At 64.1% G+C, this 16,899-nt stretch carries 13 protein-coding genes and 1 tRNA gene; 4 read left to right on the plus strand and 10 right to left on the minus strand.

All coding sequences use genetic code 11. From position 1 onward, the window contains the following. Positions 1–175: 175 nt before the first annotated feature. From AC1DMG_RS04880 to AC1DMG_RS04905, 6 genes are all read right to left on the minus strand, one after another. Entirely contained in the window at positions 176–1,780 is a 1,605-nt protein-coding gene (locus AC1DMG_RS04880; protein ID WP_441604925.1) for a S8 family serine peptidase, read from the minus strand. 478 nt (positions 1,781–2,258) lie between these two features. Next, positions 2,259–2,651, minus strand: a complete 393-nt coding sequence (locus AC1DMG_RS04885; RefSeq protein ID WP_441604926.1) for a GNAT family N-acetyltransferase — start codon at positions 2,649–2,651, stop codon at positions 2,259–2,261. A gap of 13 nt (positions 2,652–2,664) precedes the next feature. Further along, entirely contained in the window at positions 2,665–2,934 is a 270-nt protein-coding gene (locus tag AC1DMG_RS04890) for a hypothetical protein (RefSeq protein ID WP_477180216.1), read from the minus strand. A gap of 49 nt (positions 2,935–2,983) precedes the next feature. Then, entirely contained in the window at positions 2,984–4,582 is a 1,599-nt protein-coding gene (locus AC1DMG_RS04895) for a S8 family serine peptidase (RefSeq protein WP_477180217.1), read from the minus strand. Positions 4,583–5,005: 423 nt separating this feature from the next. Beyond that, positions 5,006–7,192, minus strand: a complete 2,187-nt coding sequence (locus tag AC1DMG_RS04900) for a penicillin acylase family protein (protein WP_477180218.1) — start codon at positions 7,190–7,192, stop codon at positions 5,006–5,008. Positions 7,193–7,355: 163 nt separating this feature from the next. After that, the gene (locus tag AC1DMG_RS04905; RefSeq protein ID WP_441604930.1) at positions 7,356–9,323 is read right to left on the minus strand and encodes a M1 family metallopeptidase; all 1,968 of its coding nucleotides are present in this window, start codon (positions 9,321–9,323) and stop codon (positions 7,356–7,358) included. 157 nt (positions 9,324–9,480) lie between these two features. On the opposite strand from AC1DMG_RS04905, the gene queF reads away from it, so the two are divergent. Both queF and AC1DMG_RS04915 read left to right on the plus strand, forming a co-directional pair. Next, a complete protein-coding gene (gene queF / locus AC1DMG_RS04910; protein ID WP_441604931.1) occupies positions 9,481–10,305 on the plus strand; it encodes an NADPH-dependent 7-cyano-7-deazaguanine reductase QueF in 825 nt (274 codons plus the stop codon). 133 nt (positions 10,306–10,438) lie between these two features. After that, entirely contained in the window at positions 10,439–11,035 is a 597-nt protein-coding gene (locus tag AC1DMG_RS04915) for a hypothetical protein (protein WP_441604932.1), read from the plus strand. 62 nt (positions 11,036–11,097) lie between these two features. On the opposite strand, the gene AC1DMG_RS04920 is transcribed toward AC1DMG_RS04915, so the two are convergent. After that, positions 11,098–11,649, minus strand: a complete 552-nt coding sequence (locus AC1DMG_RS04920) for an HdeD family acid-resistance protein (RefSeq protein ID WP_441604933.1) — start codon at positions 11,647–11,649, stop codon at positions 11,098–11,100. Positions 11,650–11,930: 281 nt separating this feature from the next. Here AC1DMG_RS04920 and AC1DMG_RS04925 point away from each other — a divergent pair, with 281 nt between their 5' ends. Continuing rightward, positions 11,931–12,149, plus strand: coding sequence for a CsbD family protein (locus tag AC1DMG_RS04925; RefSeq protein WP_441604934.1), 219 nt, complete (start codon positions 11,931–11,933; stop codon positions 12,147–12,149). A gap of 16 nt (positions 12,150–12,165) precedes the next feature. Here AC1DMG_RS04925 and AC1DMG_RS04930 read toward each other — a convergent pair whose 3' ends face one another. From AC1DMG_RS04930 to AC1DMG_RS04940, 3 genes are all read right to left on the minus strand, one after another. Further along, entirely contained in the window at positions 12,166–13,032 is an 867-nt protein-coding gene (locus AC1DMG_RS04930) for an MBL fold metallo-hydrolase (RefSeq protein WP_441604935.1), read from the minus strand. 119 nt (positions 13,033–13,151) lie between these two features. Continuing rightward, positions 13,152–13,228 (minus strand) — tRNA-Arg (locus AC1DMG_RS04935). A gap of 922 nt (positions 13,229–14,150) precedes the next feature. Further along, a complete protein-coding gene (locus tag AC1DMG_RS04940) occupies positions 14,151–16,049 on the minus strand; it encodes a M61 family metallopeptidase (protein WP_441605602.1) in 1,899 nt (632 codons plus the stop codon). Between the two features lie 259 nt (positions 16,050–16,308). On the opposite strand from AC1DMG_RS04940, the gene AC1DMG_RS04945 reads away from it, so the two are divergent. Further along, a complete protein-coding gene (locus tag AC1DMG_RS04945; protein WP_441605601.1) occupies positions 16,309–16,893 on the plus strand; it encodes an outer membrane protein in 585 nt (194 codons plus the stop codon). Positions 16,894–16,899 lie beyond the last annotated feature (6 nt).

Consider the following 16,899-nt stretch of genomic DNA (forward strand, 5'->3'; position numbering starts at 1 on the left):
GGGCAATGACGATGACGGTGGGCGGACAGCCCGACGCTGCGCGTTGCGCCACGGTCTTGCAATATCCCCCTGCCCGCACCTTACCGTAAAACCCCGTTCCGTCACCCGTGACGGATGGCGCATGGCAGGCGCGTGGAAAGCGGGACCGATGCGGGAACATCGGCCCCGCGGTCGATCAGGGCTGGCTACCGGCCGCCTGCACGGCGGCATAGGCGTTGACGATGCCCGAGCCGATCGGCTTGCTGCCGCTTGGCGTCACGTGCGGCACCGTCGCCGAGGACTTCAGCAACTGGGTGACCTGCGCCGGCGTCAGCAGGGCCTTGCCGAGCGCGACGCGATAGCTCTGCATCAGCGCCACCACGCCTGCCACGTGCGGCGTGGCCTGCGAGGTGCCAGCCATGCCGCCATAGGTTGCCGTGGTCGGCGTGGTCGTGCCTGCATTGATGGTGGACCAGATGAAGCCGGTGGTGGCCTGCGTGCCGCTCGATGCGTCGTTCTTGTACACGCCGCCGCCAGGTGCGGCCAGCGTCACGATCTTGCCGTAGTTGGAGTAATACGCGCGAGTACTGGTAACGCCGGTGGCGGCCACCACCACCGCACCTGCGCAGCTGGCCGGGGAGAAGTTCGCGGCATTTGCGTTGCTGTTGCCGGCGGCCACCACCACGCTGGCACCGCGACCGATCGCACCCGTGATCGCCGTGCCCAGCACGCTGCTCGACGGGCAGGTGCCCGATCCACCCAGGCTAAGGCTGAGCACTTTCGCCGGATGCGCATTGGCAGGCACGCCCGACACGGTGCCGCCGGACGCCCAGGTAATGGCATCGGCGATGTCGGCGTTCGAACCGCCGCAATGACCCAGCACGCGCACCGGCACCACCTGTGCGTTGAAGGCGGTACCCACCATGCCCGTGCTGTTGTTGGTGATCTCGCCACCTGCCGTACCGAATACGTGCGTGCCGTGCCAGCTGCTGCTCTCGGCGGGCTGGCCCGAGCCGCACTGGTTCGCCGTGGTCCAGTCGCCGGTATCCCAGCCGCCCGCCACGCGGCCGTTGCTGGAGCGGCCCGACACGGCTGCGCTGGTGATGAAGTCATAACCTGCGTTGGCGAGCGAGAGATTGAGGTCCGGGTGATTGGTGACGCCGGTATCCAGACTGGCGATCGTCACGCCGGTGCCATCGGCCAGCGTCCATGCCTGCTGGATGTTGGCGGCGCCCCAGTTGGCGACGTTTGCGTTGAGCGTGTTGTCGAAAAACGCCGCGCCGCTGGGCGCCAGGTAATCCCACTGGTAGGCCCCGTAGTACTGGTCATTGGGCACCGTAAAAGTGGCGGCGCCCGCTGGGAGAATGCCATCCACGCGCTTGAGCATGTATTCCGGCTCCACGAAGGAAACCGCGGGGTCGGCGGCGATCTGCCGGATCAGCGTGGCCGCCTCGGTCGCCGAAAGCGCACGGTCGGTGTGCACCAGATCGGCACCGGTGGCCAGCCTGCGCTCGTATCGCACGGCGAGCGCACGCGGCGCGGCGAGCGTTCCCGCGCTCAGTTTTGCGCGCGATACCGCCACGCCCACGTTCTGCACCGCCATGGCAGCGTTGCTGCGTTCGGCGCTGCCGTCCTTGTAGGTGATGATGAAACCGGTATAGCTCTGATCGCTCTGCAATGGACTTACATCGAAATTGGCCGAGGGCGGCGGCGACGTGCCGAACTCGGCGGCAGACGCGGAGGCAGACAGTGCCATCAGCAGGGAAACCACCAGCCAACGCTTGTGAGTATGACGTTCCATTTCGAACTCTCCATGCTTGGGTTAGGTCGAAGTGATCCCGTGACGTCCTGTCGGGATCCCACCGTGGCGGCGCCTCGATGCGTCGAGCCTTCGACGTTGATGTTTACCGCGATCGCGGGAGTCATCCATGACCCGCCGCCAAGACAAGACGAACCCGCGCCGCGCGTAACGCAGCGAATCAACGAAACCGGTAATCCCCACAGCCAAGGCAAACGCTCACCGCTCCGGCGGCTCCAGGAGCCGCCAGCAACGTAGGTCACTCATGGGTGGCGCGCGCTTGTTGTCCCCTCGCACAGCCACGTCGCATGAAGATGCGACCGTGCCATTGATTCATGGCATCGGTGAAGGAATCGCAAATAATTGCCGTCACCGGCGCGGGCATGCCACGCTTATGTGATCAAGTTCACACAAGCGATGCGCATCGACGGCCGCGCCTGCACGGCACCGCGCCAACCCAGGAAGAGTGGTGCGTCATCGCTCAGCTTCCGCGGCGGCAGCGCTCCATCGCCACGAGTGACGGCTGAAATCCCAGGGCCGAAAAGAATTCGGCCGCGCCATCGCGCCCAGCGCGAAGTACCCAGGTGATGTCCGGCGTGTCGCGCGTGATGTGCTCCACCAACGCTCGCCCAACGCCCTGCCGGCGATGCCCCGACGCCACGACCACCATCGACAGATAGCCATTGGACAGTCCGTCCGTGATGGCACGTGCGAAGCCAATCACCGCGCCGTCGTCCATGCAGACGGCCGTGCGCTGGGACTGTTGCAGCAACTGGGCAAACCGCGGCGCGTCCTCCACGCGATGCGCCCAGCCGTTGGCGGCGAGAAACAGGCGGATCGGCTCGACATCTTCGGGCAATGCATCTCGGATCATGGATGAAGCTCTCTTATTCGCCCGGGTGATGGCTACGCTCGACGTGCGACTTCAGATAGTCCGACCAGGAATACATCGCACGCAAGTCGCCTGTGCTGTAACGCTCGGCCTCATCATTGAAGCGCGGCGATGCCTGATGGTCACTTTCGCCACCCGACGTGATATCGCGGACCTTGCCGCCAAACTCCACCGCGGCGACGAAACCTTGATCACTGTTGCCGCTCTTACTGTCGCCGCGGTGCGTGCCCGTCCCCCGACGACTCACAACAGGCGACAGATACAAGACAAGCGGTGAGCGGGACCGATGCGGGAAGCATCGGTCCCGCCGTTGATCACGGCTGATTACCGGCCGCTTGCACGGCGGCATAAGCGTTGACGATGCCCGCACCGATCGGCGTGCTTGCGCTGGGCGGCACGTGCGGCACGGTGGCGGAGGACTTCACCAGTTCCGTTATCTTCGCGGGTGTCAGCAGGGCCTTGCCGCGTGCAAGGCGATAGCTTTGCATCAGCGCCACCACGCCAGCCACATGCGGAGTGGCCTGCGAGGTGCCTGCCATGGTGCCGTAGGTAGGCGTGGTGGGTGTCGTGGTCCCGGCGTTGAGCGCGGACCAGATGAAGCCCGTGGTGGTCTGCGAGCCAAACGATGCATCGTTCTTGTAAACGCCGCCGCCGGGGGCTGCCACCGTCACGATCGACCCGTAGTTGGAGTAGAACGTACGCGAGCTGGTGATGCCGGTGGCTGCCACGACCACCGCACCGGCGCAGCTGGCCGGCGAGAAGTTCGCGGCGTTGGCGTTGCTGTTGCCGGCGGCCACCACCACGGTAGCGCCGCGACCGACCGCACCGATGATCGCCAGGCCCAGCGCACTGCTCGACGTGCAGGCGCCAGGTCCGCCCAGGCTCAGGCTGAGCACTTGCGCGGGATGCGCATTGGCCGGCACGCCCGACACGCTGCCGCCCGACGCCCAGGTAATGCCATCGGCGACATCCGCATTGGTACCGCCGCAATGACCGAGCACGCGTACCGGTACCACCTGTGCACCGAAGGCCGTACCCGCCAGGCCGACGCCGTTGTTGGTCTTCTCGCCGCCTACCGTGCCGAACACGTGCGTGCCGTGCCAGCTGCTCTTGCGTGCGCCCATGCCGCACTGATTCACCGCGGGGATCCAGTCGCCAGTATCCCACCCACCGGGCACGCGGCCATCGGTTGCGCGGCCTGAGGTAGCGGCGCTGACGATGAAGTCGTAGCCGGCGTTGGCGAGCGAGAGGTTCAGGTCCGGGTGGTTGGTAACACCGGTGTCGAGGCTCGCGATGGTGACGCCAGAGCCGCTGGCTAACGCCCATGCCTGCTGGATGTTGGCGGCGCCCCAGTTGGCGACGTTCGCGCTGAGCGCGCGGTCGAAGAAACCCGCGCCATTGGGCGCCAGGTAATCCCACTGGTAGACCGCGTAATTGGGGTCGTTGGGAGCACCGAAAGCCATCGCACCGTCCGGCCGCAGGTCTTCAACGGCCTGGAGCATGTATTCCGGCTCCACGTAGGCGACGGCGGGATCGGCGGCGATCTGCCTGATCAGCGTGGCCGCCTCGCCTGCCGAAAGGGCGCGGTCGATATGCACCAGATCGGCTCCGGTGGCCAGCTTGCGGGCGTAACTCACCTTGAGCGTTCGCGGCGCGGCGCGTGTTCCCCCTGCCAGCTTCGCGCGCGACACCGCTGCGCTCACGTTCTGCACCGCGATCGCGGTGTTGCGGCGTTCGGCGCTACCGTCCTTGTAGGTGACGATGAAGCCGGTATAGCTCTGATTTTTCTGTAGCGGGCTCAGGTCGAAGCGATCCGAAGGCGGCGACGCGCCGGTGTTGCCCGCAGAGGCGGACGCGGACAGCGCCATCAACAGGGAAACGATGAGCCAATGCTTGCGAGTATGACGTTCCATATGAACTCCCCATACATGCCTGGGTCGAAGTGATCCCGTGACGTCCTGTCGGAATCCCACCGTGGCGGCGCCTCGATGCGTCGAGCCTTCGACGTTGATGTCTCCTTCGATCGCGGGAATCGTCCGTGACCCTCCGCGAAGACAAATCCACCCCGCGCCGCGCGTGCCGCAGCGAATCAACCCAATCCAATTCTCAGATCACACGCAAACGCGTCTCGCACTTGCGGCCTCAACGACCGCCGGCAACGCGTCTCTCCCCCGCGCAGCGGCGTCGCATGAATCGGCAGCAAGGCCGGGGATTCATGAGGTCGAAAGAAGAGTCGCAAAAAATGCGCTTTGGCGACACCGACGCGCATCGCACGCGCGCGCGGGCTCACGCAAGCGATGCGTGTAAGCGCTCGCTTGTGTGCCTATCGAGCGTGATTACGAGCCCGGATGGTACGTGCGCTCGATGTGCCCCTGCAGGTCTTCCGGCCAGAAATACACGGCACGCAAGTTGCCTGTGGTGTAGCGCTCGGCCTCATCATTGAAGTGCGGTGATGTCGGATGCCCGCTTTCGCCACCCGCCGTGATGGCACGTGCGCGCACCTTGTCGCCGAATTCCACCGCTGCGACGAAGCTGTTGCCGCTGGTGCCGTAGTAGCGGCGCGTACCCGGCCAGCGATGCGCACCAAACGAAGCGAGCGAGCCCCAGCGCGATGAGGTGAAGGGCACCGGGATGCTGGGTTTGCTGTCGTCGAACGGCTGCTGGATGTCGCCGTTGATGCGCTGGTAGCGATTGACCTCGCCCCACGGCACGCCCCAGCTGCCGAAGTCCCTCTGCAGGCGATCGGACGCCTCCGCCAGCGCTTCGAGGCGCGCCTTGGGCCCGGCGCGCTCAGCCATGATGTCGTAGACGGAGAGCCCTTCGGATACGTCCGACTTGTCGACCTTGTCCCACAAGGTATCGCCCCAGAACACCGCCAGCGAGGTGGGCATGGAGGCGATGCCCCAGCGATAGTCCCATCCGCGCAGCAAGGCGATCGGTCCGGCGAGTTTCTTCTTCAGTGGATCGTTCGCGGGCAGCGCGTCGTAATCCTTCAGCAGGATCGGCACCTGTCGCGCGAACGCCGGCAGATACGAATCGAACGCCGCGGTGATCAGCGACGGCAGCGTGAAGTCGCGCTTGTCGCTCAGCACCATGGTGGCGTGGATACCGCGCGGATTCTCGCCGACGCTATCCATGTAGCGCGGATAGTTTTCCCGCTTGGGGCTATCCGGGCCCGCCGCGGAATACGGCCAGTCGTTGGTGTTCATGATCCAGCCGTTGGCGGGATTGAGCAGATGCGGCGCGGCGTCCAGCGGAAGCAGCCCTTGCCAGTCGGTCGCGGGATCGCTGCCGTCCACCGGCTTGGTGTAATCGAAACGGTTGTCGCGCTTGGGGATGAATTGCGGATGCAGGTATGCGATCTCACCCTTGTCGTCGGCGAAAATCGTGTTGTTCGATGAGTTCGCCTTGAGCTCGGCGATTTTCATGAAGCTCGTAAGGTCAGTTGCCTTGGTGCGCAGCCAGCTCTGCTCCAGCGCTTCCATCGGTTTGTTCATCAGCGCGGTGGCGATCCACTTGTCGCCCTCGGTGCGCACGATCGGACCGTGGTGTGTGGCGTACGTGGTGAACGTACGCTGCGCCATCGATCCATCGGGCTTGCGGTAGCGCACGGTGATCGGCTTGGCGTTGACCGGCCGTACTTCCTTGCCGTAGCGATAACCGATCTTGTCGCCGTCACGCACGATGGTCTCGGCAAACTCATCCACCACGTCGGCGGTGGTCGAGGTATGCATGAAACCGATGTGCTTGTTGAAACCCTGATAGATGAAGAACTGGCCCCAGGTCACCGCGCCATACACGTCCAGTCCCGCATCGCTGCTCATCTGCAGCTCGGATCGGAAAAAGAACGAGGTGTGCGGATTGATCAGCAACAAGGCGTGGCCATCGGCCGTGAGTTTCGGCGCGATGGCGATGCCGTTGGAGCCGGTGGGCTCGGCCCAGCTCGACGGCGGATCGACGAAGGCCACGGCGTCGGTGGACTTGCCGTAGAACGCCTGCAGCTCTTTCAATGAGACACGCTCGATATCGCCGCCGATGCTGCCTTCGCTGAAGCTCAGCGCCATCCACGGTTCGAAATGCGTGATGACGCGCGGATGCACGTCCGGATGCGTGGCCAGATAGTAGTTGAGGCCGTCGGCCCAGGCATTCATCAGCTCGCGCAACCACGAAGGACTTTTCGCGTACTGCTGCTTCAGCTCGGCCGGGTCGATCCACAGCTGTTGACGCAGATCGGACCAGATCGCCTGCTCGCCTTCGGCCTGCGCGAGCCAGCCCAGCGAGTTGAGGTAGTTCGTCTCGACGCGGTTGAAGTCGTCTTCGGCTTGCGTATAGGCCATGCCGAACACGGCGTCCGCATCCGTCTTGCCGTGCACGTGCGCGATGCCCCAGTCGTCGCGGGTGACGGTGACGGCGGCGGCTTCRGTCTTCCAGCGGGAGGCGTCGCCGGATGCTGCGTGAGCAGTGCCGAGGCAACCGAGCGAGAGCAGTATGGCGGCCGAAAGCGAGTGTTTGGCGATGGTCATGGTTCTCGGTGCCTTGGTGTCGTCGCGCTCAAGGGGATTTCCTTGCCTTCCTACAGCGTCATCCCGGCGCAGGCCGGGATCCCGTAGCGAGGCACTGATGGATGCTCACGCTACTGGATTCCGGCCTGCGCCGGAATCACGGGTAGTAGAGGCTTTGCCGATATCACGGCATGGCGTAACTGTTATTCCCTCGATCCGCATCAGGCAACTTGTGCTCCGGATCCAGCGTGAGCTTCGCGATCTTCTTGCTCGTATGCAACGCCAGCTTCGGCGCCGCACTCTGCCGCCATGCTTCCACCGGCACAGGCACGTCCTCGTGGCTGCCGTCGGCGTAGTCGATGCGCAGCGTCGACGGCATCACCAGCTTCTGCTTGCTGGCCAGGGTCACCTGCACGCCCTTGGCCGGGTCGTTGTCGACATAGCTCGCCGCGCTGATGCCCATGTCCAGCTGCCAGTTGTTGAGGTACCAGCCGCGCCACCACCACGACAAGTCCTCGCCCGCTTCGCTGCTCATGAAGCGGAAGAAGTCCGACGGCGTGGGATGGTGATACGCCCAGGTGGCGATGTATTTGCGGAAGGCCGGATCAAACCGGTCCGGCCCCAGGATCTGCTCGCGCAGCAGCACCAGACCGAGTGCGCCCTTGAAGTAGCTCACCGGATGGCGGTACTTCTCGGCGACGGAATCGGCCGGCGCCATCAGCGTGGGCGCGTTGGGATCAGCCAGCAGCGGGAGGATCTCATCAACCGGATTGCCGCCTTTGGGCGCGTACTCGCTGTCTCGCTTGGGCGCGAACTCACCCTTGTTGAACGCGTCCGAGGCATACACGTCGATGAAGGTATTGAAGCCTTCGTCCATGAACGCGTTGCGGCGTTCGTTGGAGCCCACCACCATCGGGAACCACGTGTGTCCGATTTCGTGCGCGGTGATCCAGAACAGCATCGGGCCCTTGTCCTCGAAGCCGTCGAACACGATGCCGGGGTATTCCATGCCGGCACCATGACCACCGAGGTTGACCGCCACCGGCCACGGATACGGATACCACTTCGAGGAGAAGTGCTCGATCGCGCCCTTCACGTATTCGCTGGAGCGATCCCATTTGTCCTTGCCCACGCCTTCCACCGGATACACCGACATGGCCAGCGCGTGCTTGCCGTCGGGCAAGTTGATGCGTGCGGCATCCCACACAAAGGCAGGCGATGCGGCGAAGGCGATGTCGCGGGTGTGCTCCATGTGGAAGCGCCAGGTCTGGGTGCCGCTTTGCTTCGGACGGCTGGCGGGGTCGTTCACTTCCTGCGGCGAGCGGATCATCACCGTGCTATCGCTCTGCGCTGCCTGCGCGAGGCGTTGCTGCTGCGCGGCGGTGAGCACCTCGCCGGGATTGGTGAGCGCACCGGATCCGGCCACGATGTAATTCCACGGCACGGTGACGGCGTAATCGATATCGCCGTATTCCAGATAGAACTCCGAACCGAGGTAGGGCTGGGTGTCCCATCCGCGCAGATCGTCGTAGACGGCCATGCGCGGGAACCACTGCGCGATCTCGTAGATGTCGCCGTTCTTGGTCGGCGTGACCGCCGTGCGACCGCCCCAGGTGCCCGGCACCGTGTAGTGGTAGCGGATGCGCAGCTTGGCCTGCTTGCCGTTGGCGGCCAGCGGCTGGCCCAGGTCCACGCGCAGGCGCGTGTCGTCGACCAGGAAGTGCACGGGCTTGCCATCCACCTCTACAGCTTCGATCTGGTAGCCGTCAGTGAAGTCGTTGCGCGGGCGCGGCGAGGTAAGCGTGCCGCGCGAGTCGCGTCGATAGATGTTCTGGTCCAGCTGCACCCACAGCACGTCCAGCGCATCGGGGCTGTGGTTGGTGTAGGTGATGGTTTCATCGCCGCGCAGCGTGTGCGAGGCCGGGTCGATGTTTGCCTGGATCGCGTAATCCACGCGGTTCTGCCAGAACTGGGGCCCCGGCTTGCCCGCACCATCGCGGAACGCATTGGCCGCATCGGGCAGCGTGAGCGGCGCAAACAACGCCTGGGGATCGAACGCGGCGTCCGTGCCGTCGGCAAAGGCCGGCGCGCACAGGGCGCCAGCTGCAATCAGGCCCGCCGCAACGGCGCAGCCCAGGACGAGTTTCTTCATCAGGCGTTTTCCTCAAGGCTCACCGGTCTGAACCCGACAATATAGGCAGCGCGACGCCGGATGAACCGGGTCAGTGGTCATGGGCGCCGGCGCATCTTCATGCGAACGGGCCGGCCGCGAGGCCGGGAGCGGCGGCGCGAGGCGGTACAATGGCCTCATGAGCACCCCCGAACATTCCCCGCTCGGCAAGACCACCGTCTACGCCGACCGCTACGACCCTTCCCTGTTGTTTCCCATCCCGCGCCAGGGCAAGCGCGACGAGATCGGCGTGTCCGAGCCGCTTCCGTTTCACGGCGAGGATGTCTGGAACGCCTATGAGCTGTCCTGGCTGGACGCTCGCGGCAAGCCGGTGGTGGCACTGGCGGAATTCCGCGTGCCGGCCAGCTCGCCCAACATCATCGAGTCGAAGTCGTTCAAGCTTTACCTCAACGGTTTTTCGCAGGAACGCATGGCCGACAGCCACAGCCTTTCGGCCATCCTGGTGCGCGATCTCTCGGCCGCTGCCGGCGCCCCGGTGGAAGTGACCCTGAGCCACGCGCAGGCGCGCGGGCATGCCGTCACGGACCTCGCGGGCACCCTGGTGGACGAGCTGGCGATCGAGATTGACGACTACGGCCCGCCGCGTGCGGACTATCTGATGACCAACGACCATGCACCCGTGGTCGAGGAAGTGTTGGTCTCCAACCTGCTGCGTTCCAATTGCCCGGTGACCGGCCAGCCGGATTGGGGCAGCGTGCAGATCCACTACCACGGCGCGCCGATCGATCACGCCGGCCTGCTGCGCTATCTGGTTTCCTTCCGCAACCACAACGAATTCCACGAGCAATGTGTCGAGCGGATTTTCGTGGATGTGATGGAGCGCTGCCGCCCGCAGCGTCTCAGCGTCTATGCGCGCTATACGCGACGCGGCGGCCTGGACATCAACCCCTATCGCAGCACCGGCAGCGAGCGCCCCGGCAACCCGCGCGGTGCGCGCCAGTAGTCGCCGCCGTGAAGGTGGCGTGGATGCAGAAACCGCGGTAATCGCAGCTTCAGACCGCGGAAGCTAGCCTCGCAATGGCAATGCGCCCGGCCTCACCCGCCGGGTATGTCCGCCACCAGCCACGGGGTCAGTCATGAATATCCAGCCACGCAAAACGGCCTTGTACTGCGCGACCCTTGCCGGACTGCTCGTGCTGGGCGCCTGCGGCAAGAACCAGGAAGCGTCCAACACCACGCCCACCGCACCGGCGACCAGCGCCCCTGCGCCCGTGGCCCCGGCACCGCCGGCCAGTACGCCGATGCCGCCGCCGTCGAGCGCGCCATCGCCAACCAGCACCGCTCCCGCACCGGTGCAGACGACTGGAAAGTCGGCCGGCATACAGACCGGCGGCGAGATCAAGGTGGCCGCCGTCACCCTGGGCAGCCAGGTCGACGCGGCGCATGCCATCAGCAAGGAACAGCGACGATTTGCGCCGGAAGACCAGGCCATCTACGCCAGCGTGGCCACCATCGGCACCACCGACAACGCCACCTTGAACGCCAAGTGGAGCTACGTCGACGGCAAGGACGAGGCTTTCAGCAGCACCAGCGAATCCATCGCCACCGACGGCCCGGCGATCACGACGTTCAAGGTGCAGAACCCCAATGCCTGGCCCAAGGGCAAGTACAAGGTCGTGATCTCGCTCAACGGCAGGCCGGTGGCTACGGAAGACTTCGAAGTACGCAGCTAGGCCGGTCGTAACGCACGAAAAAGGCGCCTTTACGGCGCCTTTTTTGTGGCTGCGCGAGATGGCTACAAGGCACGCTTCCACTTGTGCACGCGCACGCCCGCGATCACCTGCAGCACGCCGTACACCAGTGCGGCCACGCCTATCCAGATCGCCACGGTGAGCAGGCCGGCCACCGGATAAGCGGCGAACAGCCCGCCCAGCAGAATGGCCAGCACGCCGCTCAAGGCAATCATCCACTCGCCGGTAATCTCCTTGCGCACGCGGATGGCGAACACGATGCGGTAGATGCCCGCCACGATCAGCCACGCCGCCAGGAACAACAGCAACACATTGACCACGGCCAGCGGATGCCAGATCGCCAGCAGCCCGAACACGATGGAGGCGACCGCGTACACGATCAGCCAGCCGCGCGACATCGCCAGATGGCGATTGAACAGGGCGAACACGCTGATGATGCCCTCCGCCAGGGCCATCACGCCAAACGCCCAGGTCAGCGCAATCACGGTGCCGCCCGGCCATACCAGCGCGCTGATGCCAAACAGGATGGAGATGACGCCGTAGAACACCAGCAACCAGCCCGTGCGGCTGACGCCCCGATGCAGGATGGAACTCATAGTCGCGACCCTCCTTGAGGTTGAAAGGCGGGCACCAGCTGCCCGCAGACGCTCACGGCCCAGGCAGGAACATGCCGCCCTCCCCCTCGTCGCGCGAGCGCCCGAGACAGCATCGACGCATCCCGCGTGTCGACGCAATGCGAACGCCGTCTCAACCGGTTGCGGAGGGGGTGAAATCCGGCCAAAACCACTACATCGATGGCACGTGGACTTAACTCGCGGCTTGCTTGAATTGCAGCGTGGTGCGTACGGCACGATGGGCCATCCATCGAGGATTTGTCATGAAACAGCGCAATATCCAGGGCCAGTGGAAACAGATAGGCGGCCAGATCAAGCAGCACTGGGGCAAACTCACGAGCGACGATTTGCGAATCGCCGAAGGCAATGCCGAATATCTATCGGGCAAACTGCAGCAGCGCTACGGCATCGCGCGCGACGAAGCCGATCAGCAGGTGAAGGCCTTCGAGAAACAGCTATGTCACTCGCAGGGCTCGCGCTGAGTAACTGCTGCCGCGCTCACAAGGTGTCCAGTGGAATTTTCAGATAGCTGATGCCGTTGTCTTCCGAGGGCGGCAAGCGACCCGCGCGCATGTTCACCTGCACCGCTGGCAGCAGCAGCCGCGGCATCGAGAGCGTCGCGTCGCGTGTGCTGCGCATGCGCACGAAGTCGTCTTCATCGCTGCCTGCGCGCACGTGGATGTTCGCGCGGCGCTCTTCGCCCACCGTGGTTTCATGCGCGAAGACATCGCGACCCGGCGCCTTGTAGTCGTGGCACAGGAATACGCGGGTTGCGTCCGGCAGGGTAAAAAGCTGCTGGATGGAACGGTACAGCGTGCGCGCGTCGCCACCGGGAAAATCGCAACGCGCCGTGCCGTAGTCCGGCATGAACAAGGTGTCGCCGACGAAGGCCGCATCGCCGATCACATGCGTCATGCACGCGGGCGTGTGGCCTGGCGTGTGCATCGCTACTGCCTCGATGCTGCCGACGCGGTAACGCTCGCCGTCCTTGAACAGATGATCGAACTGGCTGCCGTCACGCTGGAATGCGTCGCCGGCGTTGAATATCTTGCCGAATGTTTCCTGCACCTCGCGGATGTGCTCGCCAATGGCAAGCTTTCCGCCGAGCACGGATTGCACGTAAGGCGCGGCGGAAAGATGATCCGCATGCACATGGGTATCGATGACCCACTCCAGCGCCAGCCCCTGCGCCTTGACGAAGTCGATCATGGCGTTGGCCGAATCGCGCCGGGTGCGGCCGGAGACTGCGTCATAGTCCAGCACGCTGTCGATCACCGCCGCCTTGCGCGTCGCCGGATCGGCCACGACGTAGCTGAAGGTGTTGGTCGACTCGTCGAAGAAGGCCTTTACCTCAGGTCGCTGCACGGCTCGCTACTCGTGTCCATGGCGCCTCATTGGAACGCATGAGGCATCGCGATGCCAGCAGGCAATAGCGATAGCGACTTGGACGATGCTGCCCGCAGGGCAGACACAGGCTTAGGAGGTGGCGCGCCCGGAGGGATTCGAACCCCCGACCAATGGCTTCGGAAGCCACTACTCTATCCGGCTGAGCTACGGGCGCATGAGCGTCGGCGCGTGCGTGGAACCGGGGCTCCGGGGCACGGCGAGGGCGCAGTATAGCGGAGTTGGGGGCGGGAGCCCATGTGGGGGCGGGGTGGGTTTGTTGGTGTGGCGCGTGGTCGATTTGGCGCGGGCCGCCCCTTTGCTTGTCATTCCGGTGTAGGCCGGATTGCAGAGCTTCGGTGTTTAGTTGTCGCCTCGAGGCCAGGGTGCCGCCTACGCGGCGGGCGTTTCGATCGGCTGCCGCCGACCGAATCACTTTTCTTTTGCTGGCCCAAAAGAAAAGTAACCCAAAGAAAATGGCCTGATAACGCCCGCAGCATCGTGTTGGGATAAGCCCGAACGCTCGAGGCGCGTCCTGATGGGACAACCTCCGAGGGTACACAGGGGATACTTCCAAGCGCTGCGCAACGCGCCCGAATCGCTGAGGACTTAAAGCGGRGCCTCGCTGCGCATCGGCTTTGGGTCACAGATGGCGCACTGGWKGCGCGCCTSGCGCTTGGCTTGTCTGTGGGAGCGCACCCTGTGCGCGACAGCCACGCCGSGGTGTACCGCTCCGTAGGTTTGTCGCGCACAGGGTGCGCTCCCACAAAGAGCCGACCGGCAAGGTTGATCCTCAACCCACGAACCTGCRTAACCCTTGTAGGAGCGCACTTGTGCGCGACCGCRGMGCTGGGRTGTACCGCTCCGTAGGCTGGTCGCGCACWAGTGCGCTCCTACAAAAAGAAGACGCCTCGCAATGCCGGGCGTGATTCGGTTCCTGATGTGGCTCTCGCTCCACGGGGTCCCGCATGACGCGGCGGGCGGGTGAAGGAAAGCCCGCAGGGTGACCGCGTGGATGCGGCCAGATTTTCGACAGGACACGGATGTCCTGTCGAAAAAACCCCGGAGCCCGCCGGGAGAGCGGCGACAAGCGGCGCGCCTCAGCGCGGCTTAAGCAATTCCGACAAACGATCCGCCTTGCCTTCGATCCGCTCCAGATGCGGATACTTCAACCCATCGTGGTAATCCACGCGCAGCGTCTTGTACTCGTCGAAATTCTTCACCAGCAATTCCACCGGCTGGTTCTTGTCCTTCGCGGCAGCTGTCACGGCGTCCTTGATGGCGTCGCTGGAATATTCCTTGCCGTTGACTGCGATCACCTTCATGCCCGGCGACAGGCCGGCCTTGAAGGCGGGGCCGTCCCACAGCACGTCGACGATGTCGCCGGCCTTGCCCATCGACACGCCCAGCGAAAAAGTCAGGTTGGCGCCGCCAGCGCGCGTTTCCATCGCCTTGGCCACGTCGGAAGGCTTGTCGTTGTAGACCAGCTTCCAGCCGTTCGCCTCGAAGCCGCCGATGATCGGGCCGTGGCCGTCCAGACGCTCGCGCAGGTAGCTCGTCCAGTCGTACGGGGCGATATCGTTGAGCGTCTTCACCACATCCTCGAAGGTGTAGGTGTTGACATCCCAATCGCCGTTCTTGACGCCGAAGAAGGCCTTGGCGAAATCGTCGATGGAACGCTTGTTGCCGGTGAGGTCACGCAGCTTGCCGTCCACGTCGAGCCAGATCATCTGGCCGCCGGAATAGTAGTCCTCGCTCATCTGGTAATTGCGATACGGCAGCGGGCGGCGCATCGCGATGATCGGGTCGTTGGTGGTGTCCTGGATGTTGCGCCACTGCTGCAGGCCCGGGCGGCCACGATCATAGGTGGCCGCGACGTTGGCCAGCATGTCCAGCGTCTGGTCCTGTTTCCACAGGCCCGAGCGCGCGGCCATCACATAGCCCCAGAACTGGGTCTGGCCTTCGTATACCCACAACAGGCTGTCCTGCATGGGGACGTTGAAGCTCGGCGTGCTCAGGTCGGCGCCGCGGCGGTACTTGCCGTCCCACGAGTGGTTGAACTCATGCGAGAGCAGGTCGCGCATGGTCATGTTCTTGTCCCACTCGGTGAAGTAGCCGGTGCCCACGCCGTTTTCGCTGGAGCGGTGATGCTCGAGGCCAATGCCCGACATCTTGTCACTGAGCGAGAACAGGAATTCGTAGTGATCGTAGTGATGCGCGCCGTACAACTTGTACATCTGCTGCACCAGATTCTGGTGCACCTTCAGCTGCTCGGGCTTGATCTCGAGGAATTTCGCATCGTCCGCCACGATGTTGAGGAACACCGGCGTCTTCGCACCCGGATCCAGATCCACGCGCTTGAAGTACTTGCCGGCAAAGATCGGCGAGTCGACCAGATCGTCATAGTCGATCGGCTTGAACGTCACCGTGTCGCCGTTGCGCGAGGCCATTTCCAGGGCGCTGCCGTACTGCCAGCCAGCCGGGAAGGTCACGCTGGTTTCGGCCTTGATCTGGCGGGCGAAATAGCCGGCCGGATACAGCGACACCGAGTTCCACTGCAGGTTGAGCATTTCCGGCGTCATCACTACGCGGCCCTGGCGGAGGTCCTGCGCGGAGAGGAACTGGAATTCCACCTGCACTTCGGTTGCGCCCTGCGGCACGTCTACATGGAAGGCGTACACGTTGAGCGGATCGCGCTTCCAGGGAATGACCTTGCCATTCGCCTTCACGGTCAGGCCAGCGAGCTTGTCGATCGGGCCCGTCGGTGAGTGATTGCCCGGCAGCCACTGCGGATACAGCAACGTGAGCGGACCCGCCTGCGCCGGCACCGTTTCGTGCACGCGGAAGATGCGATGGGCAATATCGGTCGCGTCGACGTTGATCTTGAGCGTGCCATTGAACGGAATGTCCTGCGGGGCAGGCACATCGGCGAGTGCCGCAAAGCTGCCCAGGCCAATAGCCGAAGCGAGGATGGCGGAGGCGAGGCGCGAAACTTTCAAGAGGTTCTCCCTGGGATAAACAGTCGTGCGCACGGCGCAGCTGCACGAAACATGAACCTCTGATGCTAGTGGGCGTTGACATATCTCACCCCCTGCCATTGGTCATGGAAGTGTCTGAACATCGCCCTTCCGCAAAACCGTTCACGGGTTTTCTGCTCGTTAAAAACCCGTATTCTTTTTTCACCGCGATCCCCACGCGGACCGTGACGACCTTCCCCCTTGTTGTCGTCACGGATCACAAAAATAGATGGAGCATTCCATGAACAAGACTCTTCTTGCGGCCGCTTTGGCCGTGGTCGCTGTTGCGCCTTTCGCTGCCAAGGCTGACGAATCCAACCAGCTCGACAATTTCTTTGTTGCCGGCAACCTGGGCCAGAGCAACTACCGTCTCGGCGGTGTCTCGGACAAGACCGACGTGTTCCAGAACGTGCGCTTCGGCTGGCGCTGGAACGGCATCGTCGGCGCTGAAATCGGCTACGCCTATCTTGGCAAAGTCAAGAACGATTTCGATTTCGCCAGCACCTCGGCCAAGCCGCGCGTGGGCCAGATCGGCGTGACCGGCAAGTACAACTTCTACAACAACTGGTTTGTCACCGGTCACGGCGGCTACCTGCGCTCGCGCACCACCGGCGCAGTCACCGTGGGTGACACCACCGCCAGCGAGCGCAGCTGGAACAACGGCTGGTACGCCGGCGCCGGCGTGGGTTACGACGTCACCAAGAACGTGGCGCTCGGCATCAATTACGACAACTACCACATCAAGTACGGTCGCGACGGCGCGCAAGAGCCGCAGACCAATGCCAATGTGGCGACGTACTCCGCTTCGGTGGAAGTGAAGTTCTAAGCGTCG

It is taken from the genome of Dyella sp. 01N36 (genome assembly GCF_056399745.1).